Origin of the sequence: Amycolatopsis vancoresmycina, assembly GCF_000716785.1 — a bacterium.
GTDB lineage: Bacteria > Actinomycetota > Actinomycetes > Mycobacteriales > Pseudonocardiaceae > Amycolatopsis > Amycolatopsis vancoresmycina.
The window spans coordinates 67944-88052 of record NZ_JNYY01000017.1; the positions used below are offsets into that span (position 1 = coordinate 67944).

A 20109-nucleotide genomic window follows, 5' to 3' on the forward strand; every position below is an offset into this window, starting at 1 on the left:
GCTGCCCGGCCGGACTCGCCGCAGCGCCCACACGAGAAGGGGCCTTCCGCTCGCGGAAGGCCCCTTCTCTCTGCCCGCCCTACCATCCGGCCGCCTCGGCGACCACACCGTAGGTGCGTTCCAGGTCGGTCATCCGGTAGATGCCGGCCTCCGGGATGCGGATGCCGTACCGGCTCTCGATCCGGGCGAGCAGCTCGATCACCACCACCGACGTGACCCCCAGATCGCCCGCGAACGATGCCGCAGCGGCCACTTCGGTCGGGGCGACCGAGAACAGGTCGGCGGCCAAGGCCGCCAGTTCGTCGAACCGGGCCGGGACCGGCGCGGCGAGCGAAGGCGTGGCCGCGCGGCGGAACGGCCGTGGTGGGCGGGCACAGGCCGCCGCCGCGACCGCGACCACCAGGTCGGCCTGGTGGCTCAACGTCACCACGATCTCCTCCAAGCCCGCCTCTTCCGCGATCTCCGCCGCGCCGCCGCCGAGGGTCACCAACGGCGCTCCCCAGTCGTCGTTGGTGACCTCGATGTCACGCCAGCGCAGGCCCTGGCCGAAGCCACGGCCCAGCATCTTGCACGTGGCCTCCTTGACGGAAAACCGCCCGGCCAGCCGTTCCAGGGACCGTTCGGCACCCATCCGGGCGGCCTGCTCGAGCTCCACCGGGGTGAAGACCAGCGTCCGGTACCGGTGGTGCGCCGCGACCTCCGCGAACCGCGGGATCGACATCAGGTCCACGCCGATTCTCATCCACTCCGCCCCCCGAGCAGGCTCGCCGTGGCCGCCGGGACCAGCCGCAGCGCGGAGACGTCGACCGCGAGCAGCGAAAGCCAGCCCTCGCGGATCGGCCCGCGCGTGTGCAGCAGGACGCGGTCGCCGTCGGCGACCACCCCTTCGGCCAGCGCCGCGCAGAACGCCAGCCACGCGTCGCACGGGCCGCGGCCGGTGAACCGGTGGTCTCCCGGCAACGCCGGTTTTCCTTCGCCGCAGCCGGAAACCGTCAGCGCGGCGGCGCCGCGCCGTACCCGCAGGCCGACCGCCGCGAACCGCGGGTGGCCGCCGTCGGAGTCGGCGAACAGCGGCTCGTCGCAGACGATCGCCGTCGCCTCCGTCTCGACCGCCCACTCCAGCAGCCCGAAGACGGCCGTGCCGCCGAGCTCGTCGAGGTGGGACAGGCCGACGTCGTCGCCCGCCCAGCCGCTGCGGTGCACCAGCCCGGCCAGCGCGGCCACGTTCGGGTCGCGCAGCGGCCCGGACCGCACGAAGAACAGCGGCTGCGGCAGCGCGGGCGGCCCGAGGGCGGCGAGCACCTCCGCCGCGACGTCGACGTCGTCGTCCTCCGGGATCCGGACCATCAGCCGGGACAACGGGATCCCGGCGGCGGCGAGCCGCTCCGGCGGCACCAGGTCGGCGGCGCCGGGCAGGGCCGACAGCGGCACGTACTCCTCGCGCCGGGCCGCGGCGAACGCGATCGTGTCGATTCCGAGCTCAGGCATCGGCGTCTCCCGCCTGGTACCCGCGCGCCACGTGCAGGCGGTGGATGTTGCTGGTGCCCTCCATGAACTCGAACGCGTGCACGTCCCGCGTCCACTTCTCCAGCAGCGGGTGCTCGATCAGGCCGGCCGGGCCGAGCGCGGCCGACGCCCAGTGCGCCGTCCCCACGGCCAGGCCGACCGCGCCGAGCTTCGCCGCGCTGGAGAGGTAGCCGCGCTCGGGGTCGCGGTCGATCCGCGCCGCCGCCTCGTACACCAGCTCCCGCCCGGCTTCGGCGCGGGCGAGGGCGAGCTGGCCGCCGGGGGCGTTCTTGCGGTGCTCCAGGACGTACTCGACCATCGCCAGCGCGGTGCCCACGGCGGACGCGGCGATCCGGACCCGCATGTGGTTGAACGTCGTGATGGCGGCGAAGATCCCGCGCCGCGTCACCGGCAGGTGGTCGCCGAGCAGGCGGCCGGCGGGAATGGACACGTCCGAAAAGGACAGCCGGCTGATGTACGCGCCGCGCAGGCCGATCATGTCCAGCTTCTCGCCGTGCCAGCCGGCCGCCGGGACCTCGACCAGTGCCGCGCGGATCGACAGCGCGCCGCGGCCGGTGCGGCCGAACACCACGCCGACGCTGCCGCGGGCGGCGTTGCCGACGTAGCACTTGCCGCCGTTGAGCCGCCAGCCGTCGCCGTCGCGGTCGAAGCGGGTCTCCATCGCGGTCGCGTCGTTGCCGCGGCTCTCCTCGGTCATCGCGAAGAACGACCAGCGGCGGCCGCCGTGCATCCGGGTGAAGAACCACTCCTGCTGCTCGGGCGTGCCGAGCAGCTCGACGAACACCCCGGCCAGGCCCGGTGACGGGCAGGCCAGGATCGCGCCGACGTCGCCGCGGGCCAGCTCGATCAGCCCGGCCACGTTCTCCAGGCACGAGCCGCGTTCCATCGCGCGCAGCAGCGGCGTCGACGGCAGCGACTCGCGGTACTGCGGCGGCGTGTCGGCCTGCCGCACCATCTCGAACACCGGCGAGTTGTAGTGCTCCTCCATCGCGTCCGGGTCGACGTCGATGGCCAGGGCGCGCGACCGCAGGTCCGTCGCTGCCTCCCGGCTCAGGTCGCGGACCGCGCGGACGCGTTCGCTCAGCTCGATCATGCCGGTTCTCCTTCCGGTTCCCGGTCCACCCAGGTGCCGGCCACCAGGGCCGAGACGTAGAGCGACCGCGCGGGTGAGGTGGCCAGGAAGCCCGAGGCGCCGAGGTGCTGGGCCACCCGCCAGCCCAGTTCGTCCAGCTCGCGGTGGACGTCGGCGACGGCGGCCGGGTGCCGCTGCGAGCGCACCTGGGCGCGCAGCCGTTCCACCGCGGCCATCACGTCGCCGATCGCGCCGGCCACGAGCTGCTTGCGGATCAGCGGTTCGTCGCCCGACGTGCGGTTCGACAGGTGCTCGACGACGTGGTCGAGCACCGAGCGCAGCACGCCCAGCCGGACCGCGGCCAGGCGCCGGCCGAGGTCGGCCAGCTCGAGCGCGTCCCGCTCCTCGCGGGGACGGCCCGGGCAGGCGAGGAAGACGATGTCCTCGCGATCGGCCAGGCTGTGCGTGCGCACTTCGGCGCCTTCGGGCACGGCCGCGGCGGGCACGGCCGCGTACCGGCCGGGGGCCAGCCGGTCGGCCGGGGTGGCGGGCAGGGCCGCGGCGAGACCGGCGGCGAGGCCGTCGCTGCGTGCGGTTCGCTCGCATTCGAGCAGGCTGGTGGTCACTTCTCCTCCACGACCTCGACGATCACCGACTGGAAGTAGGCGCCCTGGCCCACGGAGACCAGGGCGCAGCGCTGCCCGGGACGCAGCCGTCCGGCCGCGTCGGCGTGCTGCAGCGCGAGCAGCGAGTCGACCCCGAAGTTGTGCCCGCGCTCGGCGACCAGGTCCAGCGGGATCTTCTCGAACGGGAACCCGGACAGGCCGCTGAAGGTGCGCCAGAACATCCGGTTGGACAGGTCCGGCAGCACCCAGTCCACATCGGACAGTCCGAGCCCGGCGGCGCGGGCCGCGGCGGCCACGACCGCCACCGCCTGCTCGCAGCAGACCTTGCCGAAGAGCGTGAACTCCTCCTTGGTCATCCGCAGGCTGCGGTGGAACCGGGTGTCGCGGGCGCTCGCGCCGCCGAGGTAGCGGTAGCGCGCCGGGCCGCGGGACACGACGAGCGCCGCGGCCGTGTCGCCCGCGACGGTCGTGCCCGGGATGTAGCGGCCGCGGTCACTCGCGCTGCCCTGGTCGCCGCCGAGGACGAGCACGCGGTCGTCCGGGGCCGCGCCGGGGCGGGCCAGGTAGCGCCGGGCCAGTTCGACCGAGCGCAGCACCGACGTGCAGTTCACGTGCGAGACCCCGAAGAACGGGACGCCCGGCAGGCCGAGCGCGTCGCGCAGCCGGTCCGGGAACTCCCCGCACAGGTCCAGCTCGGCGATGAGCAGGGTGTGGCCGTAGAGCACGAGGCTCGCCGCCCCGCCGCCGAGCGCGGTCCGCCCGGCCTCGGCCAGGTGGTCCGCCATCCGCTCGCCCGGCGCGAGCACCGGGCTGTCGCGCAGGCCGTAGATGCGGCCGAACATCCGCCGCTCCAGGGGTTTGGCGCCCGACCGCACGAGCACGTCGTCGACGGCCTCGACGCGGCCGGGCAGCCGCACGGCGACCCGGGACAGCCCCGTGTCCATCAGTGCTCCCTTCCCGGCACGAGCAGGCAGCTGCAGAACGTGCCGCCCGCCGGTTCGAAGTCGGCCAGCAGCACCGGTTCGCGCAGCGGCCAGACGCGGGCGAGGCCCGCCCACACACCGGTGCACCACAGGTCCGGGACCGCTTCGACGCGGCTCGCGTACGGCGTGCCCGCGAGCCGCTGGGCCAGGCCCGCGCCGGCCAGCACCCGGACGCCCGGGTGCCGGTAGAGCACGTCGGCCAAGGCGAGGGTGGGGGTGTGCGGCCCGGACTCGTCGAGCCGCACCTCCGCCAGCTCCGTCACGGCGACGTCGCCAGTTGCGCCGGCCCGCAGCAGCACCGCCGCGTCGGGCCGGTGGGTGGCCGGGTGGCCGCTGTCCCACAGCACGGCGTTCTGGTCGAACACCAGCAGCGCCGCCGAACTCGCCTCGCCGAGCCGGCACATGCCGTCCAGCAGGCGCAGCGCGGTGAACGCCGCCCCCGGCCCCGGCCCGGCGACCGAGCACGGCTCCGGGTTGCCGGGCAGGCGCCCGGCGAGGTAGCAGCCCGCGACCTCGGAGTGGTACAGGTCGGGCGAGTGGTAGGCGAGCACCACCGCGTCCAGCGGCGGCAGCGGGGCGTCCGCGTCCGCCAGCAGGGCCTCGGTCATTTCGATGAACCCGTTGCCGGTGCGGGCCAGGAAGTCCTCCTGGTCCGCCGCGGCGCCGAAGGTCTCGACCATGAGCCGGGCCAGCTCCGGGCGCATCCCGAACACCGGCTTGGCGCGTTCGGCGAACACCCGGTGCGTGACGCCGCTCAGGTGCACCCCGGCCGGGCGCGGGGGTACCGCCGCCCGGCCCGGCGGCGCGAGCGTTTGGAGGGACATGGCTCAGACCGCCGCGGCGGCCCTGGCGAAGGCCGACTCGATGTAGTCGGTCAGGCTGCCGACCGTGCGGAAGACCTCCGGGCCGAGCTCGTCCGGGTCGATCTCGAGGCCGATCGTGTCCTCGAGGCTCATCAGCAGCTCGATGACGCTGGTGGAGTCGAGCGCCAGGTCCTCGAACAGGCGCAGCTCCGGGGTGACGCCGCCGATCTCCTTGTTGAGCACGGCGGACAGGGCGATCTCCAGGTGGGCGACGATCTCGGTGCGGTTCATCTCGGCTCGCTTTCCGTGCTGGTGGTGGGCTGGTGCAGGTGCTGCTTGCGCAGCAGGTCCGCGGGCTCGTCGCGGTCGCGGACCAGGAAGGCCGCACCCCCGCGGACGAGCACCTCGGCGGGGAACCCGTGGCTGAGGAACAGCCCGGGCGAGGCCGACGGCCCGTAGGCGCCGGAGTTCAGGACACCGACCAGGTCGCCGGGGCGCAGGTCGGGCAGTTTCACCTGCTTGAGCAAGGTGTCGTTGGGCGTGCACAGCGGGCCGGTGACGGTCCACGGGCCCGGCTCGACGGTGTCGTCGGTGTCGTCGCCCGCCGCGCGCGGGGTGAGCAGCACGGCCGGGAAGTTGCGCTTGACGAACGAGCCGATGCCGACCGCGGCCATGTGGTGGTGGGTGCCGCCGTCCGCGATCGCGAACCGCTCCCCCATCGACTCCTTGACGTACCGGACGCCGAGCACGTAGACCCCGGCGCGGCCGGCCAGGAACCGGCCGGACTCCATGATCAGCCGGGTCGCCGGGTGCGCCCGGTGGAACGCCGCCAGCATCGGGTTGATTTCCGCGGCCACAGCGGCCGCTTCGAGGTCGTCCTCGCCCTCGAAGTAGGCGACCCCCAGGCCGCCGCCGATGTCGACGGCCTCCAGCCGGATCCCGGTCTCCGCGACGACCCGCTCGGCCAGGTCCAGTGCGTAGCGCGTGTTCTTGCCGATCACCTCGGCGTCGAGGATGCGCGTGCCCATGTAGACCTGGATGCCGGCGACGTCGGCGTGGCGGTACTCCGCCAGCCGCGGCCCGGCGGCGAGGACCTGGGCCTCGTCGATGCCGAACTGGCGGGGCTTGCCGCCCATGGTGAGCCGCGACCCGCTGATCGCGCAGGTGGGGTTGATCCGCAGCAGCACCCGCTGCTGCTTCCCGAGCTCGGCGCCGAGCCGTTCGATGTCGTCCAGCTCGTCGAAGGATTCGCAGACGATCGCGTAGACGCCGGTGTCCAGGCACGCCCGCAGCTCCTCTTGGCTCTTGCCCGGGCCGAGGAAGATGATGTCGTCCGGGCGGGCCCCGGCCTTGAGGACCGTCTGGAGCTCCACAATGGACGAAACCTCGGCCCGCGCGCCACCGGCGTGCAGGGCCGCGAAGACGCTGATGTTCGGGTTCGCCTTGAGGGAGTAGAAGACCTCGATCGCCGGGTGCAGCACCGCGCGCAGGCCGGTGATGGTGGCGTGCAGGACGTCGCCGTCGTAGACGTACAGCGGCGTGCCGAAGCGCGCGGCCAGGTCCTGGTAGTCGATGCCGGTCATGCTTCGGTTCCTGCCATTTCCGCCAGGCGGCGCTCGGCCTCGGTCCGGACGGCGAGGGCCTCCTCGGGCGAGTCCCCGACGCAGATCGCGTAGAGACGGCCGTGGAAGGAGCCCTCGCCGGTGGCCGCGGCGTTGAGCGTCGCGAAGTTGTTGACCAGCACGCCGGTGTCGCCGGCGCCGGTGAAGAACAGGTCGCCGAGCGCGGTCTCGACCTCGGCGAAGGTGTGCTCGCGCTGCAGCTTCAGCGAGAAGGTCGCGGCGATCGCGTGCCGGCCTTCGGGGATGAACTTCTCGGCGATCCGGCTCTGGTAGGTCGACATGTTGAACCGGGCGTTGATCTCCAGGCACGGGTAGAGCGTGCCGTCGGCGGCGAGCATCGCGTCGACACCGACCATGCCGAAGAAGCCTTCGTCGTGCAGCGAGCGCCCGATCTTCTCGACGGCTTCGGCGAGTTCGCGCGCGGCGACCGGCGGCAGCTCCACCGGGAAGCGGTGGCCCTGGTGGACACCGTTCTTGAGCACGGCGGCCTTGACCGTCTCGAACCGGACGCCGCCGGTGCGGGAGACGACGAACTGGTAGTTGAGGTCCTGGGCGTGCTCGATCCAGGACTCGACGACCAGGTTCGCGGGCGCGTCGGCGCCGCGGCGCTCGATCAGGCGCAGCAGCCGGTTCGCGCCGCGCTCGTCCTCGACCACGACCATGCCGCGCCCGGAGACGCCGAGCGACTCCTTCACGACGACCCGGCCGCCCAGCGCCAGCTGCGCGGTGAGGGCCTCGCGCAGCTCGCCGACCGTGTGCACCACCCGGCCGGGCACCTGGCGCAGGCCGAGCGAGTCGACCAGGCCGCGGCTGAACACCTTGCCGTTGACCGCCTTGCAGATCTGCGCGGTCGACCCGGCCAGCGGCAGGCCGCTTTCCTTGGCCAGCGCCTCCTCCGACGCCGAGATGCCCAGCGGCATCAGGTAGGTGTTGCCGTCGGCCAGCTCCCGCAGCCGGGACAGCAGCTCCGGCGAGTTGAGCGCGTCCTCGGTCACCATCGCGTCCGGGTCGTTGTGCTCGGCGATCAGCGTGGTGCCGTCGGCCGCGCCGATCCGGGCGAGGTAGCCGGCGAACGCGGCGTCCATGGGTGCCTTGAGCACCACCAGGTCGCCCTCGCCGGCGAGCAGCGCGCCCATCTCCTCCATGCGGTTGACCGTGGCCCCCGCGAACGAGATGCCGGCGCCGGGCAGTTTCGGCTCGCCCACCGCCCAGCTGCGTTCCACCTCGAAGTTGTTGACGAAGACGAACCGCGCACCGGCGTCGCCGGTGAGGTCCTTCTTCAGCCGTGCCACGAAATTCATCCCTGGTTCCCTTCTCCGATCTCGACGACGGCCGCCGCGAAGGTCGCCCCGAGGCCGGCCGAAGCCAGCAGCACGAGGTCCCCCGGATCGACCCGCCCGTCCGCGCGCGCCGCCGCCAGGTTGATGAACGGGTCGGAGCTGTAGCAGTGGGCGTACTTCCCGACGTTGTCCAGGAACACGCGGTCGCGCGGCACGCCGAGCACGCCGGTGATGCGTTTCCAGGACAGCTTGTTGACGTTGTGCGGCAGGATGGCGGCGATGTCCGCGGCCTCGACCCGGGCGTCGTCGAGGGCGTCCTGCATGACCTGGGCGAGCGCGTCCGGGTAGACGTGCTTGTACTGCAGCTGCAGTGCTTCGTCGCAGTCGATACCGCGGTAGAACTGGCCCAGCACGGTGAGCGCGCGCCCGAGGACGCGGTCGCCGCGCGGGTCCGGGCCGAGCAGCACCGCGGCGGCGCCGTCGCCCTGGATGGTGGTGTCGCGGATCAGCCGGGCCTCGTGCATCAGCACCTTGTCGCCGGTCAGCACGAGCACGCGGTCGCCCGGCGCCGCGGTGGCCAGCAGGGACCGGGCCACGTGCAGGGCGTGGATCCCGATCACGCAGTTGAGGTGCGACAGGCTGAACGCGGTCGCGCGGTGCAGCCGCAGCCGCTGCCGCACGTCCTCCAGCAGGCCGGGGGTGGCGACGGCGACGTGCTGCATGGTGTGCGCGTGGACCAGGAACCGGACCGAGTCGCGGTCGGCCCCGGCCAGCACGCGCTCCCCCGCGCCGGCCAGCAGGTCGGCCAGTTCGAGGCCGTCGGCGACGGCGACGCGGTCGAGGCCGAGGAAGCGGGTGAAGAAGCGCAGCTGCGTCGCGTCGAGGCCGAGCGGGCCGGCCAGGTCGGCGACCGGCAGGCTCGTCTCCGGCACGAACGACGCCACCCGTTCCAGGCGGGGTGCTTCGAGCAGGGACATGATTTCCTCCGATCTTCGGCTCAGCCGCGGGCCGGCACGAGCTCGTGCGCGAGCGCGGACAGCGGGCGGGCGGTGGTGAACGGGACGAGCCCGGCCGACCAGCCGCGCTCGTGCAGGGCCTCGACCACGCGGGGCAGGCGCAGCACGCGCCCGCCCGCGCCGAGGTAGCTGCGGGCCGGGTCGACGTCGCCGAGGCCGTTGACCTGCGCGACGACCTCGGTGAGGACGCGTTCGGCGGGCGCGGTTCCGGCCGGCTCGGGTTCGGCGGGCGCCTCTGGTTGCGGCGTGGCCGGGGTGAAGCCGATGAGCGCGGCGGCCTCGCTGACGCGCAGATCGGTACCGGGGTCGCGGTGGGCCTCGACGAGCCGGGCGTAGCCGCGCAGGAACTGCTCGACGGCGTCGGCGTCCATCACCGCGTCCAGGGCCTGCAGGGCGAGGGTGATGCCGTCGGCCCATTCGTAGACGCGCAGGTAGCTGTCCGAACCGGCCTGTGCCCAGTCGGCCGGTGCCGCGTTGACCGCGTACCGGTCGCGTTTGGTGCGGCAGGACCGCGGGGCGTTGTCGAGGAAGTTCAGCTCCGCGACCACGCGCACGCCCTTCTCGGCGATCAGCTCGTACACGCGGTCGTAGGGCACGTGCGCGTTCGCCATCGCCTGGCTGACGCGGGTGGCGGACTCCTTCACCACGGCCGAGAACCGCGGATCGCCGCCGAGGTCGGCGAGCACCGGCGTCGGGTAGGACAGGCACGTGACGGCGCCGCCGAAGCCGCTGGCGTCCCGCTGGCTGGTGTACATCCGGTGCGCGACCAGCGTTTCCCCGGTGTACGCGGCGAGCGTGACGGCATAGGCGGCCAGGTGCACGGCCGAGGGCCACACGTGCTCGCGCGCGGCGATCGCCCGGGCGGCCGGCAACAGCGACGGGACGGTGAGGGAGCCGCTGTGTGCGGCCCCGGAAGCCTTCCGGCGCTTCGAGAAGACGTCCGCCGGGAGCTTCCCGGCGAGATCGCGCCAGTGGCCGAGTGCGGGTCCGACGTCGGCGTCGGTGCGGCTCTCCTCGAAGCGGGCGAGGTCCACCGGCTGGTGTTCGACCGGGTCCAGCACCGCGGGCCTGCCCTCGGTGCGCGCGGCCAGGAGCTCGTCGAGCTCGGCGGCCAGGCGGTCGAGGGCGACGTCGTCGAAGGCCAGGTGGTTGAAGACCAGGTGCAGGCGCACCAGCCGGCCACCGGCGGTGACCACGCAGGCCCGCAAGGGCCACTCGCGGGCCAGGTCGAACGGGGTACGGGTGAGGCGGGCGATGACGTCCACGGCGTCCTCCGCGGTCGCCTCGACCACCGGCTGCGGGGCCGGCGGCTGCACGACCTGGCGCGGCCAGGCGCGCCCGTCGGCCGCGGTGCCGGTCAGGTCGTAGACCGTGCGCAGGACCTCGTGCCGGCGCACCAGGTGCGTCAGCGTGGCGCGGACGGCCGCGACCGTGCAGCCCGCGGGCAGCGGGTAGCTGGTGCCGATGTGCGCCTCGTGCCGCGACTGCGCCGGCACCCGCAGGTACCGCAGCAGGTGGTGGTGCTGCCCCCAGCAGAGGTTCGCGCTTTTCGCGACAGGCATCCGACCCTCCAACCGTGAATCGTCGTGGTACGCCGATGGTGGGCGGCCAGGGCGGAAATGGTTAGCCCCTGGCGGTGGCACGTTCTCCGTGGCACGAACATGACACCGGTCGGTGCGGAGTTTTCCTTGACCGGCAACGGTTCGTCGGTGAATCTGGGTTGGCCCCACCGGAACGCAGGAATCGCGGACCGGGATCTGCGGGGAATCCCATCAACGGAATGAGGAAACACGCATGTCGAAGGAAGCTTCGAAGGTCGCCAGCAAGGTCGCGTCGAAGGTCGCCGTGAAGGAGGCCTCCAAGGTCGCCGTCAAGGAGGCGTCCAAGGTCGCGGTCAAGGAAGCGTCGAAGGTCGCCGTCAAGGAGGCGTGACCTCCCGGCGGGTCGGCGGCGCACCACACCGGAAGCGCCGCCGCCCCGCCGATCCGCCGGAGGGTCGTGAGTGGGAAACAGTGTTCTAACCCTGTTTCCCACTCACGACCAGCCGCGGCAGACCACTCACCCGCCAGCTTCGTCCACCAGCCCGGGAGGGGCCATGACCTCGATCGCGCCCGCCGCACCGCCCGCCGCCACCCCGGCGGACCGCGCGCTGCCGCGCTGGTCGGCCCGCGCCTGCGCGGCGCCCGACCGGTCCGCCGTGCTCGCGATGTTCGCCGAACCCGGCTTCTACTTCCGCACCGACCGGCCCGCCACGCGGCCGGAGTGGGAGATCCTCGAGCTCCTCGGCGACGACACGCGCGTGCTCCTCGCCGACGGCGAACCCGCCGGCCTGTACGCCCTCGAACAGGAGGGCAGCGAACACGGCTGCCACTACCTGCTGCACCTGCGCCTGCGCGCCGGCGCGCCGGCGCACTGGTGGCGCGACGCCTACCGCGAGATCGTGCGGGCCCTGCGGTGGCGGCACGAGGTGGTGCGGCTTTCGGTCCGGTTCCCCGAGTTCGACCCGGTGGGGCTCGCCTTCGCGCGGTCCGCCGGCCTCACCGAAGAGGGCACGCTCGCCGGCGTGACCACCCACGAAGGCCGTCGCCGCGGCACGGTCTTCTTCTCCCAGCTCTGGGCGGAGTCATGAACCTGCGCGGATACCGCGGCACCGACCGCGACCTGCTGACCGGGCCGTGGCTCCCCGGCGAGCTGCTGGGCCTGCCGATGCCGGACTGGCCCGTCCTCGCCGAACCGGCGGAGGTCCCCGAGCCGGCCGGCCACGACGAGGAGCTGTGCGTCACCGACGACGCTTTCGTCCGCTACACCGGCATCGACTGGGTGCACCGGCGGGCCCGCCTGGAAATCGGTGTCCACAGCGGACTGTCCGATGTGGACGCGATACTGGCCGGGGCGATCGAGCACGGCTTCACCGGCCTGAACCTGCGCCGCCTGCACGGCTGGGTCACCCCGGCCGCCCGGCCGGGCACCGGGGCACTGACCGCGGCCGGGTTCCGGCGCGAGGCGGTCGTCCCGGCGGCCGTCTGGTTCGACGGCGCACCCGCCGCACGGGAGATCTGGGGGATGAACCGCCATGACTGAGCTGAGACCGCTTTCGCCCGCCGAGGCCGCGCGGGGCCTGCGCCGCGCGGGTGACGCCGCGCGCGGGTTCCTCGGCACCGACCCGGTGACCCAGAACGACGCCCTGCTCGTGCGCGAGCTCACCCGCCGCGAGGCCCAGGTGTACGCCGCGGGCGGCGCGCTGGTCGGCTGCGTGCCGAACCGGGCGCAGCCGCGCCAGGCGTACGTCTCGAGCACGTCGGCCGGCCCCGAGCCGGTGCGCGCGCTGCTCGGGCACCTCGCCACCTACCAGCGCCGGACGTCGTTCGTCGCGCTGGTCCCCGAAACCGGCGCCGCCGCGTTCACCGGGGCCGGGTTCGCGCGCACCGGCGTGCTGCCCGGTCACCGCTACGCCGGCCACGCCTTCCACGACGTCCTGGTCCTGGTGAAGGAGGAGTCATGCCGATCGTGACCGTCCGCCACTTCACCGAGGAGGACATCCCGCTGCGCACGGAACTGCTGCGCGAAGCGCGGTTCACGGCCAACCTCACCGACTTCGCCGTCGGCTCCGACGACGACGGCCTGCAGGCCCGGCAGCTGCGCACCATCACCGAGGAGCACCGCACCAAGCGGATGTTCACCGTGTGCGGCCCGCGCGACCGCGTGATGGGCTTCGCGTGGATCACCTCGATCGACTGGCGCGCGCAGCGCTGCGAGCTGTCCTTCGGCGTGCTGCCGCGCGACCGCGGGCTGGGCGCGCTCGCCGTCTACGCCGTGCACCAGCACCTGCGCGACGAGCTGAACATGCGCGTGATCGTCAACCAGGTCCTCACGCACAACACCATGTTCCTGTCCGCCGAGGCCCTCGAAGCCCAGCACCAGGTCCGGTGCGAACGGGATTCCTACACCGTCGGCGAATGGCGCACGGCGTGCTACTGGACGCTGTCCGACGAGGACGTCCGGGCGCACCAGGCGTCCGCCGGGGACCGCCGCCGCGAGCTGGCCGAGCGGATCCGCGAGCGCATCGAGGCCCGGTCGTGACCGGGCGGGCCGGGTACCTGCGGACGCCCGCGGTCTCCGGCGGCACCCTGTACTTCGCGTGCGAGGACGACCTGTGGTCGGTGCCCGCCGAGGGCGGCCGGGCGCACCGGCTGACCGCGGGCCCCGGCGAAGCGCGCCGGCCGCGGATTTCCCCGGACGGCACGGAAATCGCGTTCGTCGGCACCGACGACGGGCCGGCCGAGGTCTACGTCATGCCCGCCGAGGGCGGCCACCCCCGGCGGCTGACCCACCAGGCGGGCCGCTGCCTCACCGTCGGCTGGCACCCGCACACCGGCGAGGTGCTCTACGCGACCGACGCCGAGCAGCCGTCCGGCTTCGGCGCGCGCCTGTTCTCGGTGCCGTCGGCGGGCGGTCCCGCGCGGCCGCTGCGGCTCGGCCCGGCCGACACGATCGCCTTCGGCGACGGCGGGGTCGTCGTCGGCCGCAACACCGCGGATCCCGCGCGGTGGAAGCGTTATCGGGGCGGCGGCACCGGCGAGCTGTGGTACGCCGAGCAGGAGTCCGGGCCGTTCACGCGGCTCGTCGCGCTGCCCGGGAACGTCGCCGACCCGTGCTGGGCCGGCGGCCGCGTGCACTTCATCAGCGACCACGAGGGCATCGGCAACGTCTACTCGTGCCTGCCCGACGGCACCGACCTGCGCCGCCACACCGACCACCACGACCACTACGCGCGTGGGCTCACCACCGACGGCACCCGCTTGGTCTACACCGCGGGCGCCCGGCTGCACCTGCTGGACGAGCTCGGCGCGCGGCCGGTGGAGGTCGATCTGGGCGGCGCGGCGCCGCAGCGCGGCCGCCGGTTCGCCCCCGCGGGCGAATACCTCGACGGCGCGCGCCTGAGCCCCGACGGCACCCGGCTCGCGGTGACCGCGCGCGGGAAGGCGTTCACCTTCGCGCACTGGGCCGGGCCGGTCCGCGGGCACGGCAGCGCCGACGGCGTCCGCTACCGGCTGCTGCGGTGGCTGGCCGGCGGGCGGCAGCTGGTCGCGGTGGCCGCCGACGAGAGCCCGGACGAGCGGATCGTGCTGCTGGACGCCGAGGGCGGCGAGGACGCCCCGGTGCTCGTGGCCGGCGGCGTCGGGCACATCACCGAGCTGACCGCCTCCCCCGCGTCCGGGCTCGTCGCCTTCGCGACCAGCCGCCAGCGCGTGTGGATCGTGGACACCGCCGACGTGCTCCCCCGGCCCCGGCTGCTCGACGCGAGCCGGCACGAGCGCATCGAGGACCTCGCGTGGTCGCCCGACGGCCGCTGGCTGGCCTACACGTTCCCGGAGTCGCCGCGCACGTCGTCGATCAAGCTCGCCGACACCGCGTCCGGGCGCACCCACCGGGTCACCGAGCCGGTGGTGCGCGACGCGCGCCCGGCGTTCGACCCGTCCGGGCGGTACCTGTACTTCCTCGGCCAGCGCGACCTCACGCCGGAGCTGGACCAGGTCCAATTCGACGTCGGGTTCCCGTTCGGGTCGCGGCCGTACCTGATCACGCTGCGGGCGGACGAGGAGTCGCCGTTCGAGACGCGGGCCGCCGTGCCCGGGCAGGCCCTGCCCGCCCCGCGCGGCGACGGCCGGGTCGAGATCGACTTCGACGGCATTTCCCGGCGGGTCGCGGCGTTCCCGGTGCCCGAAGGGCGCTACAGCGACATCGGCGCCCTCCCCGGCCGCGTGCTGCTGCTGTCGGTGCCCCTTTCCGCGCCCGACCCGGCACACCCGGACTCCGGCGCCGAGGGCACGGTATCCCTGGTGGAGCTGGCCTCCGGCCGGGTCACCGCGGGCTGCCTCGGCCCGGTCGACGAGTTGGACGTCCGCGGCGACGTCGTGCTGCACCGCACCGACAGCCGGCTGCGGGTGCTGCGCGCTGACGCCGCCGGCGACCCGCCCGACGGCGAGGAACCGGGCCCGGCCACCGGCTGGGTCGACCTCGGCCGCGTCAAGGTGCCGTTCGACCCGTCCGCGGAGTGGCGGCAGATGTTCCGCGAAGCGTGGCGGCTGCAGCGCGAAGGCTATTGGGACGCGCGGATGTCCGGCCTCGACTGGGACGCCGTCTACGACCGGTACGCGCCGCTCGCGGAGCTGGTGTCGTGCCGCGCCGAGCTCTCGGACCTGATCTGGGAGCTGCACGGCGAGCTCGGCACATCGCACGCGTTCGAGCGCGGCGGCGAGTACCGCACCGGGCCGGACGAGGCGCAGGGCTTCCTCGGCGTCGACTGGGACACCACCGCGGACGGCTCGCAATGGCGGATCGCGCGGATCCTGCGCGGCGACCCGTGGAACCCGAAGGCCGGTTCGCCGTGCGCCCGGCTGGGCGCCGACATCCGCGCGGGCGACGCCGTGGTCGCGGTCAACGGCCGCCGGGTCGGCCCGGCGGGTCCGGGCGAGCTCCTGGTCGGCCAGGCCGACCGCGAGGTGGAGCTGACCGTCCGGCGCGGCGCGGCCGAGCACCGCGTGGTCGTGCGGGCGTGCGCGAGCGAAGCGCGGGCGCGGTACCTGGACTGGGCCGAGGGCAACCGCGCCTACGTGCGGGCGGTGTCGGGCGAGCGGCTGGGCTACCTGCACGTGCCCGACATGACGCGCAGCGGGTACGCCGACTTCGTCCGCGGGTTCCTGACCGAGCTCGACCGCGACGGCCTGATCGTGGACGTCCGGTTCAACACCGGCGGCCACGTGTCGCCGCTGCTGCTCGACCGGCTGGCCCGGCGCCGCACCGGCACCGAGCACGGCCGGTGGAGCGGGACGGCGCCGTACCCCACGGAGTCGCCCCGCGGCCCGATGGCGACCCTGCTCAACGAGCACACCGGGTCCGACGGCGAGATCTTCGCGCACGTCTTCCGCGCGCTCGGGCTGGGCCCGCTGATCGGCAGGCGCAGCTGGGGCGGGGTGATCGCGACCTGGCCGCGGCACCGGCTGGTCGACGGCACGGTGACGACGCAGCCGGAGTTCCGCTACCGGTTCGGCGACGCGGGCGGGTCGCTGGAGAACCACGGCGTCGAGCCCGACCTGGCCGTGGTGCCGGCCCCGGACCGGCTCCTGCCGGGCGAGGACGACCAGCTCGCGGCGGCCGTCGCGCACCTGCTGGCGGAGCTGGGCTCACCGTCGGACGAGCTGCCCGTGCCGCGGGCCGCCCTGCTGCTGCCGCAGGCGCCATGATCGTCGACGTCTGGCTGGTGCCGGTCCGCTCCCGGCCGGAGTGGCTCGGGGTGCTGTCGGAGTCCGAACGCGCCCGCGCCGCCCGGCTGGCGGCCGCGGACGTGTTCACGGCTTCCCGTGCGCTGCAACGCCTCTGGGGCGCGTCGGTGCTCGGCGTGCCGCCGTCGGAGGTGGTGATCGACCGGTCGTGCGAGCACTGCGCCGACCCCGCGCACGGCCGGCCGCGGCTGGCCGGGGCCCCGTCGTTTTCGGTGTCGCACACCGGCCGGTGGCTGCTGCTCGCGACGGCGGCGGCCGGGCTGGTCGGAGCGGACATCGAGGACCCGGCCCTGGCGGCCGACCCGGCCGGGCTGGCCGGGGTGGTCCTGTCGGCGGCCGAGCACCGGGAGTTCGCGGCCGCGCCTCCGGCGGAGCGGGCCGGGCGCCTGCTGACGGCGTGGACGCGCAAGGAGGCGGCGATGAAACTCGCCGGGCTGGGGCTGGCGGCCGCCCCGGCGCGGGTGGACGTGCGGGGGCCCCTCGCCCGTGCGGGGGTCCCCGGATGGCCGAAGGAGCCCGTGCATCTGCGGTCGCTGCCGGTGCCCGGCGGGCACGTGGCGGCGCTGGCCACGACCGTGCCCGTGCGGGCCGTGCACCGCCGTGACCTGGCCGAACTCACCGCACCGGCGCTCGCGGGACGGCGGTGAGCGACCGGGATCGAAGGCAGACCCCAGACCTGGGTACCCAATCTGGGTAGGAGTTACCCATGCGCCCGCATCTCCCAGGATGCGAGTCTCATCGGCGTGAGCCAGACAGTGGAACGTCCCGAGCAGGCCCCCCGCGAGGCACCGGCGTGGTGGACCGCCGCCCGCCTCCCCGGTGAGGCCGGTGCGCGGCCCGCCTGGGCGCTGCTCGCCGACGAGGTCCTGGCCGCCCTGCCCGCCGAAGGTGACTGGCCCGCTCCGGCCGGCGCCGACGACCACCTCGTCTTCCGGCACGCCGTGCTTCCGTTCCTGACCGCCACCCGTGTCCTCCTCGTGCAGCGGGTGCCCGCCGCGGAACGCGTGTGGGCGGGTGTCGAGAGCTGGCTCGCCGGGCAGCTCACCGCCCTCGCGGCCCGCACCTTCGTGCTGGAACTGCACACCGCGAAGAAGGCCGGCCTGCTGCGCGGCGCCACCGGGCGCGACCGCTTCGTCGACTTCCTGCGCCTGCTCGGCAGCCGCGGTCACCTCACCGGTGTGCTGGCCCGCCACCCGGTGCTGGCCCGGCTGCTCGCCCAGACCTGCCTGCGCACCGCCGACGCCGTCGCGGAGCTGCTCACGCGGTTCGCCGCGGACCGCGACGCCCTGCGCGCCGGCCTCCTGGCGGGTAGCGCGGCCGAACTGGCCGAGCTGACGCTGGGCGCCGGCGACGTGCACTCCGGCGGCCGCGCGGTCGCCGTGCTCGGCTTCGCCGACGGACGGCGGCTCGTCTACAAGCCGCGGCCGCTCGGCCTGCTCGCCAAGTGGGGCGACCTGCTGCGCTGGTTCGCGCAGGCGCGGCCCGGGCTCGCGCCGCGACCGCTGGGCGTGCTGGCCCGCGACGGCTACGGCTGGGCCGAGTACGTGCCCGCGCGGCCGTGCGCCGACCAGGCCGGGGTCGAGCTGTTCTACCGCCGCCAGGGCGCGCTGCTCGCCCTCCTCTACGCCCTCGACGCCACCGACATGCACTGCGAGAACCTCATCGCCGCCGGCGACCAGCCGATGCTCGTCGACGTCGAAACCCTGTTCCACCCGGCGTTCACCGCCCTCACCCGCAACGGCCCGGACCCGGCCGCCGCCGCGCTGCGCCGCTCGGTCGCCCGCACCGCCCTGCTGCCCACGCTGATGCTCGGCGAGCACGGCGCGCTCGACGTGTCGGCGTTCGGCGGCGGCAACGGCGAGCCGAGCCCGGTGGAGGTGCCGCACTGGGTCGGCGCCGGGACCGACGCCATGCGCCTGGCCCGCGGGCCGCTCCCCTACGCCGGCGGCGCGAACCGCCCGGTGCTCGCCGGCACCGAGGTCGACGCCGGGATGTACCGGCAGAGCCTGCTGAGCGGGTTCCGCGCCGCCTACGAGTCCCTGGTGGACCGCCGCGACGAGCTGCTCGGCGGCGTGCTGGACGCGTTCGGCGGCGAGGAGATCCGCCTGGTCATGCGGCCGACGCAGGTCTACGCGACGCTGCTGACCGCCGCGACGCACCCGGCGCACCTCACCGGGGGCACCGCCCGGCCCGAGGCGTTCGCCTCGCTCGCCGACGACCACGGGAAGGCCCACCTGCCCGCGCTCGTGCCCCACGAGATCACCGAGCTGTGCGCCAGCGACGTGCCGGTGTTCACCGCCGCCGCGGGGTCGGTCGACGTCACCACCGGCACCGGCGCGGTGCTGCCCGGCCTGCTCGCCGCCAGCGGCCTCGACCAGGCCCGCGCGAAGATCGCGCAGCTGTGCGCCGAGGACCTGCGCGAGCAGGAGTGGTTCGTCGAGGCCACGCTCGCCACCCGCCGCCCGGAGGTCCGCCACCGCGCGGGGGCGCCGCTGCCCGGCGCGGTCGCCGCCGTCGTGCCCGACAGCCAGCACCTGCTCGCGCTGGCGTCGGCGATCGGTGACGACCTCGTCGCCCGCGCCGCCCACGACGACGGCCGGGCCAACTGGGTCGGCCTGGAACTGCTGGACGGCAGGCACTGGCTGGTGCTGCCGATGGGCGCCGGGCTCGCCGAGGGCTACTGCGGCACCGCGCTGTTCCTGGCCCAGCTGGGCAAGCTGACCGGCACCGCCCGGTACTCCGAACTGGCCGCGAAGGCCGTGCGCACGCTGCCGATGCTCGTCGAGGTGCTCGCCGAACACCCCGAGCTGGCCCGCGAAGTCGGGTCCGGCGGGTTCTTCGGCCTGGGCGGCATCTGCTACGCCCTCGCCCGCCTGGCGTCGCTGCTCGGGGACAGCGCCCTCGCCGCCTGCCTGCCCGCCGCGATCGCCGCGACGGCCGCCGCCGACACGGCCGCGCCCGCGGGCGTCGGCGAAGGCACCGCGGGCGCGCTCGCCGCGATGCACGCCGTGCACGCGGAAAGCGGGCTGGCGGAAGCGGCCGAACTGGCCGCCACGCTCGCCCGGCGCCTCGCCGGTGCCCCGCGCCCGGCTTCCCCCGGCTTCCTGTGGGGCGCGGCGGGTGTCGACTGGGCACTCGGCCGGGGCGGCCGGACCGCGGTGGATCCCGTGTCCGGTGATCCGGGCTGGTGCTCGGGCGTGGCCGGCCGGATCCTCGCCGCGGCCGCCGCGCGCGGGGCCGCCGGGCCGCCGCCCGGCGCGGCCACCCAGGCGGCGGACAGCTTCTCGGCCGCGGTGGCCGCCCGGCCGCCGTCCGCCGACCAATCCCTCTGCCACGGCGAGCTCGGCACCCTGGAAGCGCTCGTGGTGCTGGCCGGGCAGGGACACGAACCGTCGGTCTCCGCGCTGCGGAGGGCGACCTCGCGCCTCGTGGGCGCCATCGAAGGACACGGGCTCCAGTGCGGTACTCCGCACGGCGTAGCGAGCCCTGGCCTGCTGACCGGAACCGGGGGTATCGGTTTCGGGTTGTTGCGGGTCGGTTTTGCCGAACAAGTTCCGTCGGTTCTCCTCTTGGAGCCGTCGGGACGCCCTCAGTAATTGCCTCGGAACACCTCATCCTGGGAGTGCAGATGCGCAACGACACCAACGCCGGCGAATTCGACCCGACCTCCGCCGGCTCCGAGGTGGACAACCCGCTCGGCGACGCCACCCCGGGCGCGGAGCCCGCCGGCAGAACGAAGATCGGTGTCCGGGCGGGGATTCTCGCCGGCCTGACCCTCGGCGTGGCCACCGCCGCGGTGGTCACGATGGACATCAGCACCGTGGTGAGCAACCACACGCACGCGTGACGTATGCGGAACGGCACAAAGCGTGACAACATGCGAAATCTTGCCGTCCG

20 protein-coding genes are annotated in these 20109 nt (G+C 74.5%); 9 read left to right on the forward strand and 11 right to left on the reverse strand.

Annotation, left to right across the window (positions count from 1 at the left end):
* Positions 1-79: 79 nt before the first annotated feature.
* The 11 genes from acpS to OO60_RS48265 are packed head-to-tail and all read right to left on the reverse strand — an operon-like array spanning position 80 to position 10491.
* Positions 80-742: a holo-ACP synthase gene (gene acpS / locus OO60_RS45570; RefSeq protein ID WP_063749442.1), complete on the reverse strand. Its 663-nt coding sequence runs from the start codon at positions 740-742 to the stop codon at positions 80-82.
* A complete protein-coding gene (locus tag OO60_RS33870; RefSeq protein WP_004559812.1) occupies positions 739-1488 on the reverse strand; it encodes a hypothetical protein in 750 nt (249 codons plus the stop codon). The genes acpS and OO60_RS33870 overlap by 4 nt, the downstream gene beginning before the upstream one ends.
* A complete protein-coding gene (locus tag OO60_RS33875; RefSeq protein WP_033262875.1) occupies positions 1481-2620 on the reverse strand; it encodes an acyl-CoA dehydrogenase family protein in 1140 nt (379 codons plus the stop codon). The genes OO60_RS33870 and OO60_RS33875 overlap by 8 nt, the downstream gene beginning before the upstream one ends.
* On the reverse strand, positions 2617-3225 hold the full coding sequence (locus tag OO60_RS33880; protein WP_051767846.1) for an acyl-CoA dehydrogenase family protein: 609 nt from the start codon (positions 3223-3225) through the stop codon (positions 2617-2619). Before OO60_RS33880 ends, OO60_RS33875 begins: the two co-directional genes overlap by 4 nt.
* Complete coding sequence (locus OO60_RS33885) at positions 3222-4169, reverse strand: 3-oxoacyl-[acyl-carrier-protein] synthase III C-terminal domain-containing protein (RefSeq protein ID WP_003100544.1); 948 nt, start codon at positions 4167-4169, stop codon at positions 3222-3224. The genes OO60_RS33880 and OO60_RS33885 overlap by 4 nt, the downstream gene beginning before the upstream one ends.
* Positions 4169-5032, reverse strand: a complete 864-nt coding sequence (locus tag OO60_RS33890) for a hypothetical protein (protein WP_063749443.1) — start codon at positions 5030-5032, stop codon at positions 4169-4171. The genes OO60_RS33885 and OO60_RS33890 overlap by 1 nt, the downstream gene beginning before the upstream one ends.
* A 3-nt stretch (positions 5033-5035) precedes the next feature.
* Complete coding sequence (locus tag OO60_RS33895) at positions 5036-5302, reverse strand: acyl carrier protein (protein ID WP_003100549.1); 267 nt, start codon at positions 5300-5302, stop codon at positions 5036-5038.
* Positions 5299-6594 (reverse strand): type III PLP-dependent enzyme, encoded by a 1296-nt coding sequence (locus OO60_RS33900; RefSeq protein WP_003100551.1) that lies wholly within the window; start codon positions 6592-6594, stop codon positions 5299-5301. Before OO60_RS33900 ends, OO60_RS33895 begins: the two co-directional genes overlap by 4 nt.
* Entirely contained in the window at positions 6591-7934 is a 1344-nt protein-coding gene (locus OO60_RS33905) for a preATP grasp domain-containing protein (protein ID WP_003100553.1), read from the reverse strand. Before OO60_RS33905 ends, OO60_RS33900 begins: the two co-directional genes overlap by 4 nt.
* A complete protein-coding gene (locus OO60_RS33910; protein WP_003100555.1) occupies positions 7931-8890 on the reverse strand; it encodes a ketoacyl-ACP synthase III family protein in 960 nt (319 codons plus the stop codon). Before OO60_RS33910 ends, OO60_RS33905 begins: the two co-directional genes overlap by 4 nt.
* 20 nt (positions 8891-8910) lie before the next feature.
* Entirely contained in the window at positions 8911-10491 is a 1581-nt protein-coding gene (locus tag OO60_RS48265) for a condensation domain-containing protein (RefSeq protein WP_033262877.1), read from the reverse strand.
* Positions 10492-10723: 232 nt separating this feature from the next.
* Between OO60_RS48265 and OO60_RS46700 the strand changes: the two genes are divergently transcribed.
* The 9 genes from OO60_RS46700 to OO60_RS33955 all read left to right on the forward strand — a co-directional run bounded on the left by OO60_RS46700 (position 10724) and on the right by OO60_RS33955 (position 20059).
* The gene (locus OO60_RS46700; protein WP_156081341.1) at positions 10724-10861 is read left to right on the forward strand and encodes a hypothetical protein; all 138 of its coding nucleotides are present in this window, start codon (positions 10724-10726) and stop codon (positions 10859-10861) included.
* A gap of 163 nt (positions 10862-11024) precedes the next feature.
* Positions 11025-11558 carry a hypothetical protein gene (locus tag OO60_RS33920; RefSeq protein ID WP_033262878.1) on the forward strand — a complete coding sequence of 178 codons (534 nt, stop codon included), beginning with the start codon at positions 11025-11027 and terminating at the stop codon, positions 11556-11558.
* Positions 11555-12010 (forward strand): GNAT family N-acetyltransferase, encoded by a 456-nt coding sequence (locus tag OO60_RS33925; protein WP_003080614.1) that lies wholly within the window; start codon positions 11555-11557, stop codon positions 12008-12010. The genes OO60_RS33920 and OO60_RS33925 overlap by 4 nt, the downstream gene beginning before the upstream one ends.
* Positions 12003-12440 carry a hypothetical protein gene (locus OO60_RS33930; protein WP_003080616.1) on the forward strand — a complete coding sequence of 146 codons (438 nt, stop codon included), beginning with the start codon at positions 12003-12005 and terminating at the stop codon, positions 12438-12440. The genes OO60_RS33925 and OO60_RS33930 overlap by 8 nt, the downstream gene beginning before the upstream one ends.
* Positions 12428-13009, forward strand: coding sequence for a GNAT family N-acetyltransferase (locus tag OO60_RS46975; protein WP_003080620.1), 582 nt, complete (start codon positions 12428-12430; stop codon positions 13007-13009). Before OO60_RS33930 ends, OO60_RS46975 begins: the two co-directional genes overlap by 13 nt.
* A complete protein-coding gene (locus tag OO60_RS48270; protein ID WP_033262879.1) occupies positions 13006-16173 on the forward strand; it encodes a S41 family peptidase in 3168 nt (1055 codons plus the stop codon). Before OO60_RS46975 ends, OO60_RS48270 begins: the two co-directional genes overlap by 4 nt.
* On the forward strand, positions 16170-16859 hold the full coding sequence (locus OO60_RS33945; protein ID WP_003080623.1) for a 4'-phosphopantetheinyl transferase family protein: 690 nt from the start codon (positions 16170-16172) through the stop codon (positions 16857-16859). Before OO60_RS48270 ends, OO60_RS33945 begins: the two co-directional genes overlap by 4 nt.
* A gap of 96 nt (positions 16860-16955) precedes the next feature.
* A complete protein-coding gene (locus tag OO60_RS33950) occupies positions 16956-19808 on the forward strand; it encodes a type 2 lanthipeptide synthetase LanM family protein (protein ID WP_081911292.1) in 2853 nt (950 codons plus the stop codon).
* 32 nt (positions 19809-19840) lie between these two features.
* Positions 19841-20059, forward strand: coding sequence for a hypothetical protein (locus tag OO60_RS33955; protein WP_033262880.1), 219 nt, complete (start codon positions 19841-19843; stop codon positions 20057-20059).
* Positions 20060-20109: the final 50 nt, after the last annotated feature.

Coding starts and splice junctions, on each gene's coding strand:
- OO60_RS48265 (WP_033262877.1), bottom strand. CDS start 10,491: ATGCCTGTCGCGAAAAGCGCGAACCTCTGCTGGGGGCAGCACCACCAC.
- OO60_RS33930 (WP_003080616.1), top strand. CDS start 12,003: ATGACTGAGCTGAGACCGCTTTCGCCCGCCGAGGCCGCGCGGGGCCTG.
- OO60_RS33900 (WP_003100551.1), bottom strand. CDS start 6,594: ATGACCGGCATCGACTACCAGGACCTGGCCGCGCGCTTCGGCACGCCG.
- OO60_RS33890 (WP_063749443.1), bottom strand. CDS start 5,032: ATGTCCCTCCAAACGCTCGCGCCGCCGGGCCGGGCGGCGGTACCCCCG.
- OO60_RS33925 (WP_003080614.1), top strand. CDS start 11,555: ATGAACCTGCGCGGATACCGCGGCACCGACCGCGACCTGCTGACCGGG.
- OO60_RS33955 (WP_033262880.1), top strand. CDS start 19,841: ATGCGCAACGACACCAACGCCGGCGAATTCGACCCGACCTCCGCCGGC.
- OO60_RS33895 (WP_003100549.1), bottom strand. CDS start 5,302: ATGAACCGCACCGAGATCGTCGCCCACCTGGAGATCGCCCTGTCCGCC.
- OO60_RS33920 (WP_033262878.1), top strand. CDS start 11,025: ATGACCTCGATCGCGCCCGCCGCACCGCCCGCCGCCACCCCGGCGGAC.
- acpS (WP_063749442.1), bottom strand. CDS start 742: ATGAGAATCGGCGTGGACCTGATGTCGATCCCGCGGTTCGCGGAGGTC.
- OO60_RS33885 (WP_003100544.1), bottom strand. CDS start 4,169: ATGGACACGGGGCTGTCCCGGGTCGCCGTGCGGCTGCCCGGCCGCGTC.
- OO60_RS46975 (WP_003080620.1), top strand. CDS start 12,428: ATGCCGATCGTGACCGTCCGCCACTTCACCGAGGAGGACATCCCGCTG.
- OO60_RS33870 (WP_004559812.1), bottom strand. CDS start 1,488: ATGCCTGAGCTCGGAATCGACACGATCGCGTTCGCCGCGGCCCGGCGC.
- OO60_RS33910 (WP_003100555.1), bottom strand. CDS start 8,890: ATGTCCCTGCTCGAAGCACCCCGCCTGGAACGGGTGGCGTCGTTCGTG.
- OO60_RS33945 (WP_003080623.1), top strand. CDS start 16,170: ATGATCGTCGACGTCTGGCTGGTGCCGGTCCGCTCCCGGCCGGAGTGG.
- OO60_RS46700 (WP_156081341.1), top strand. CDS start 10,724: ATGTCGAAGGAAGCTTCGAAGGTCGCCAGCAAGGTCGCGTCGAAGGTC.
- OO60_RS33875 (WP_033262875.1), bottom strand. CDS start 2,620: ATGATCGAGCTGAGCGAACGCGTCCGCGCGGTCCGCGACCTGAGCCGG.
- OO60_RS33905 (WP_003100553.1), bottom strand. CDS start 7,934: ATGAATTTCGTGGCACGGCTGAAGAAGGACCTCACCGGCGACGCCGGT.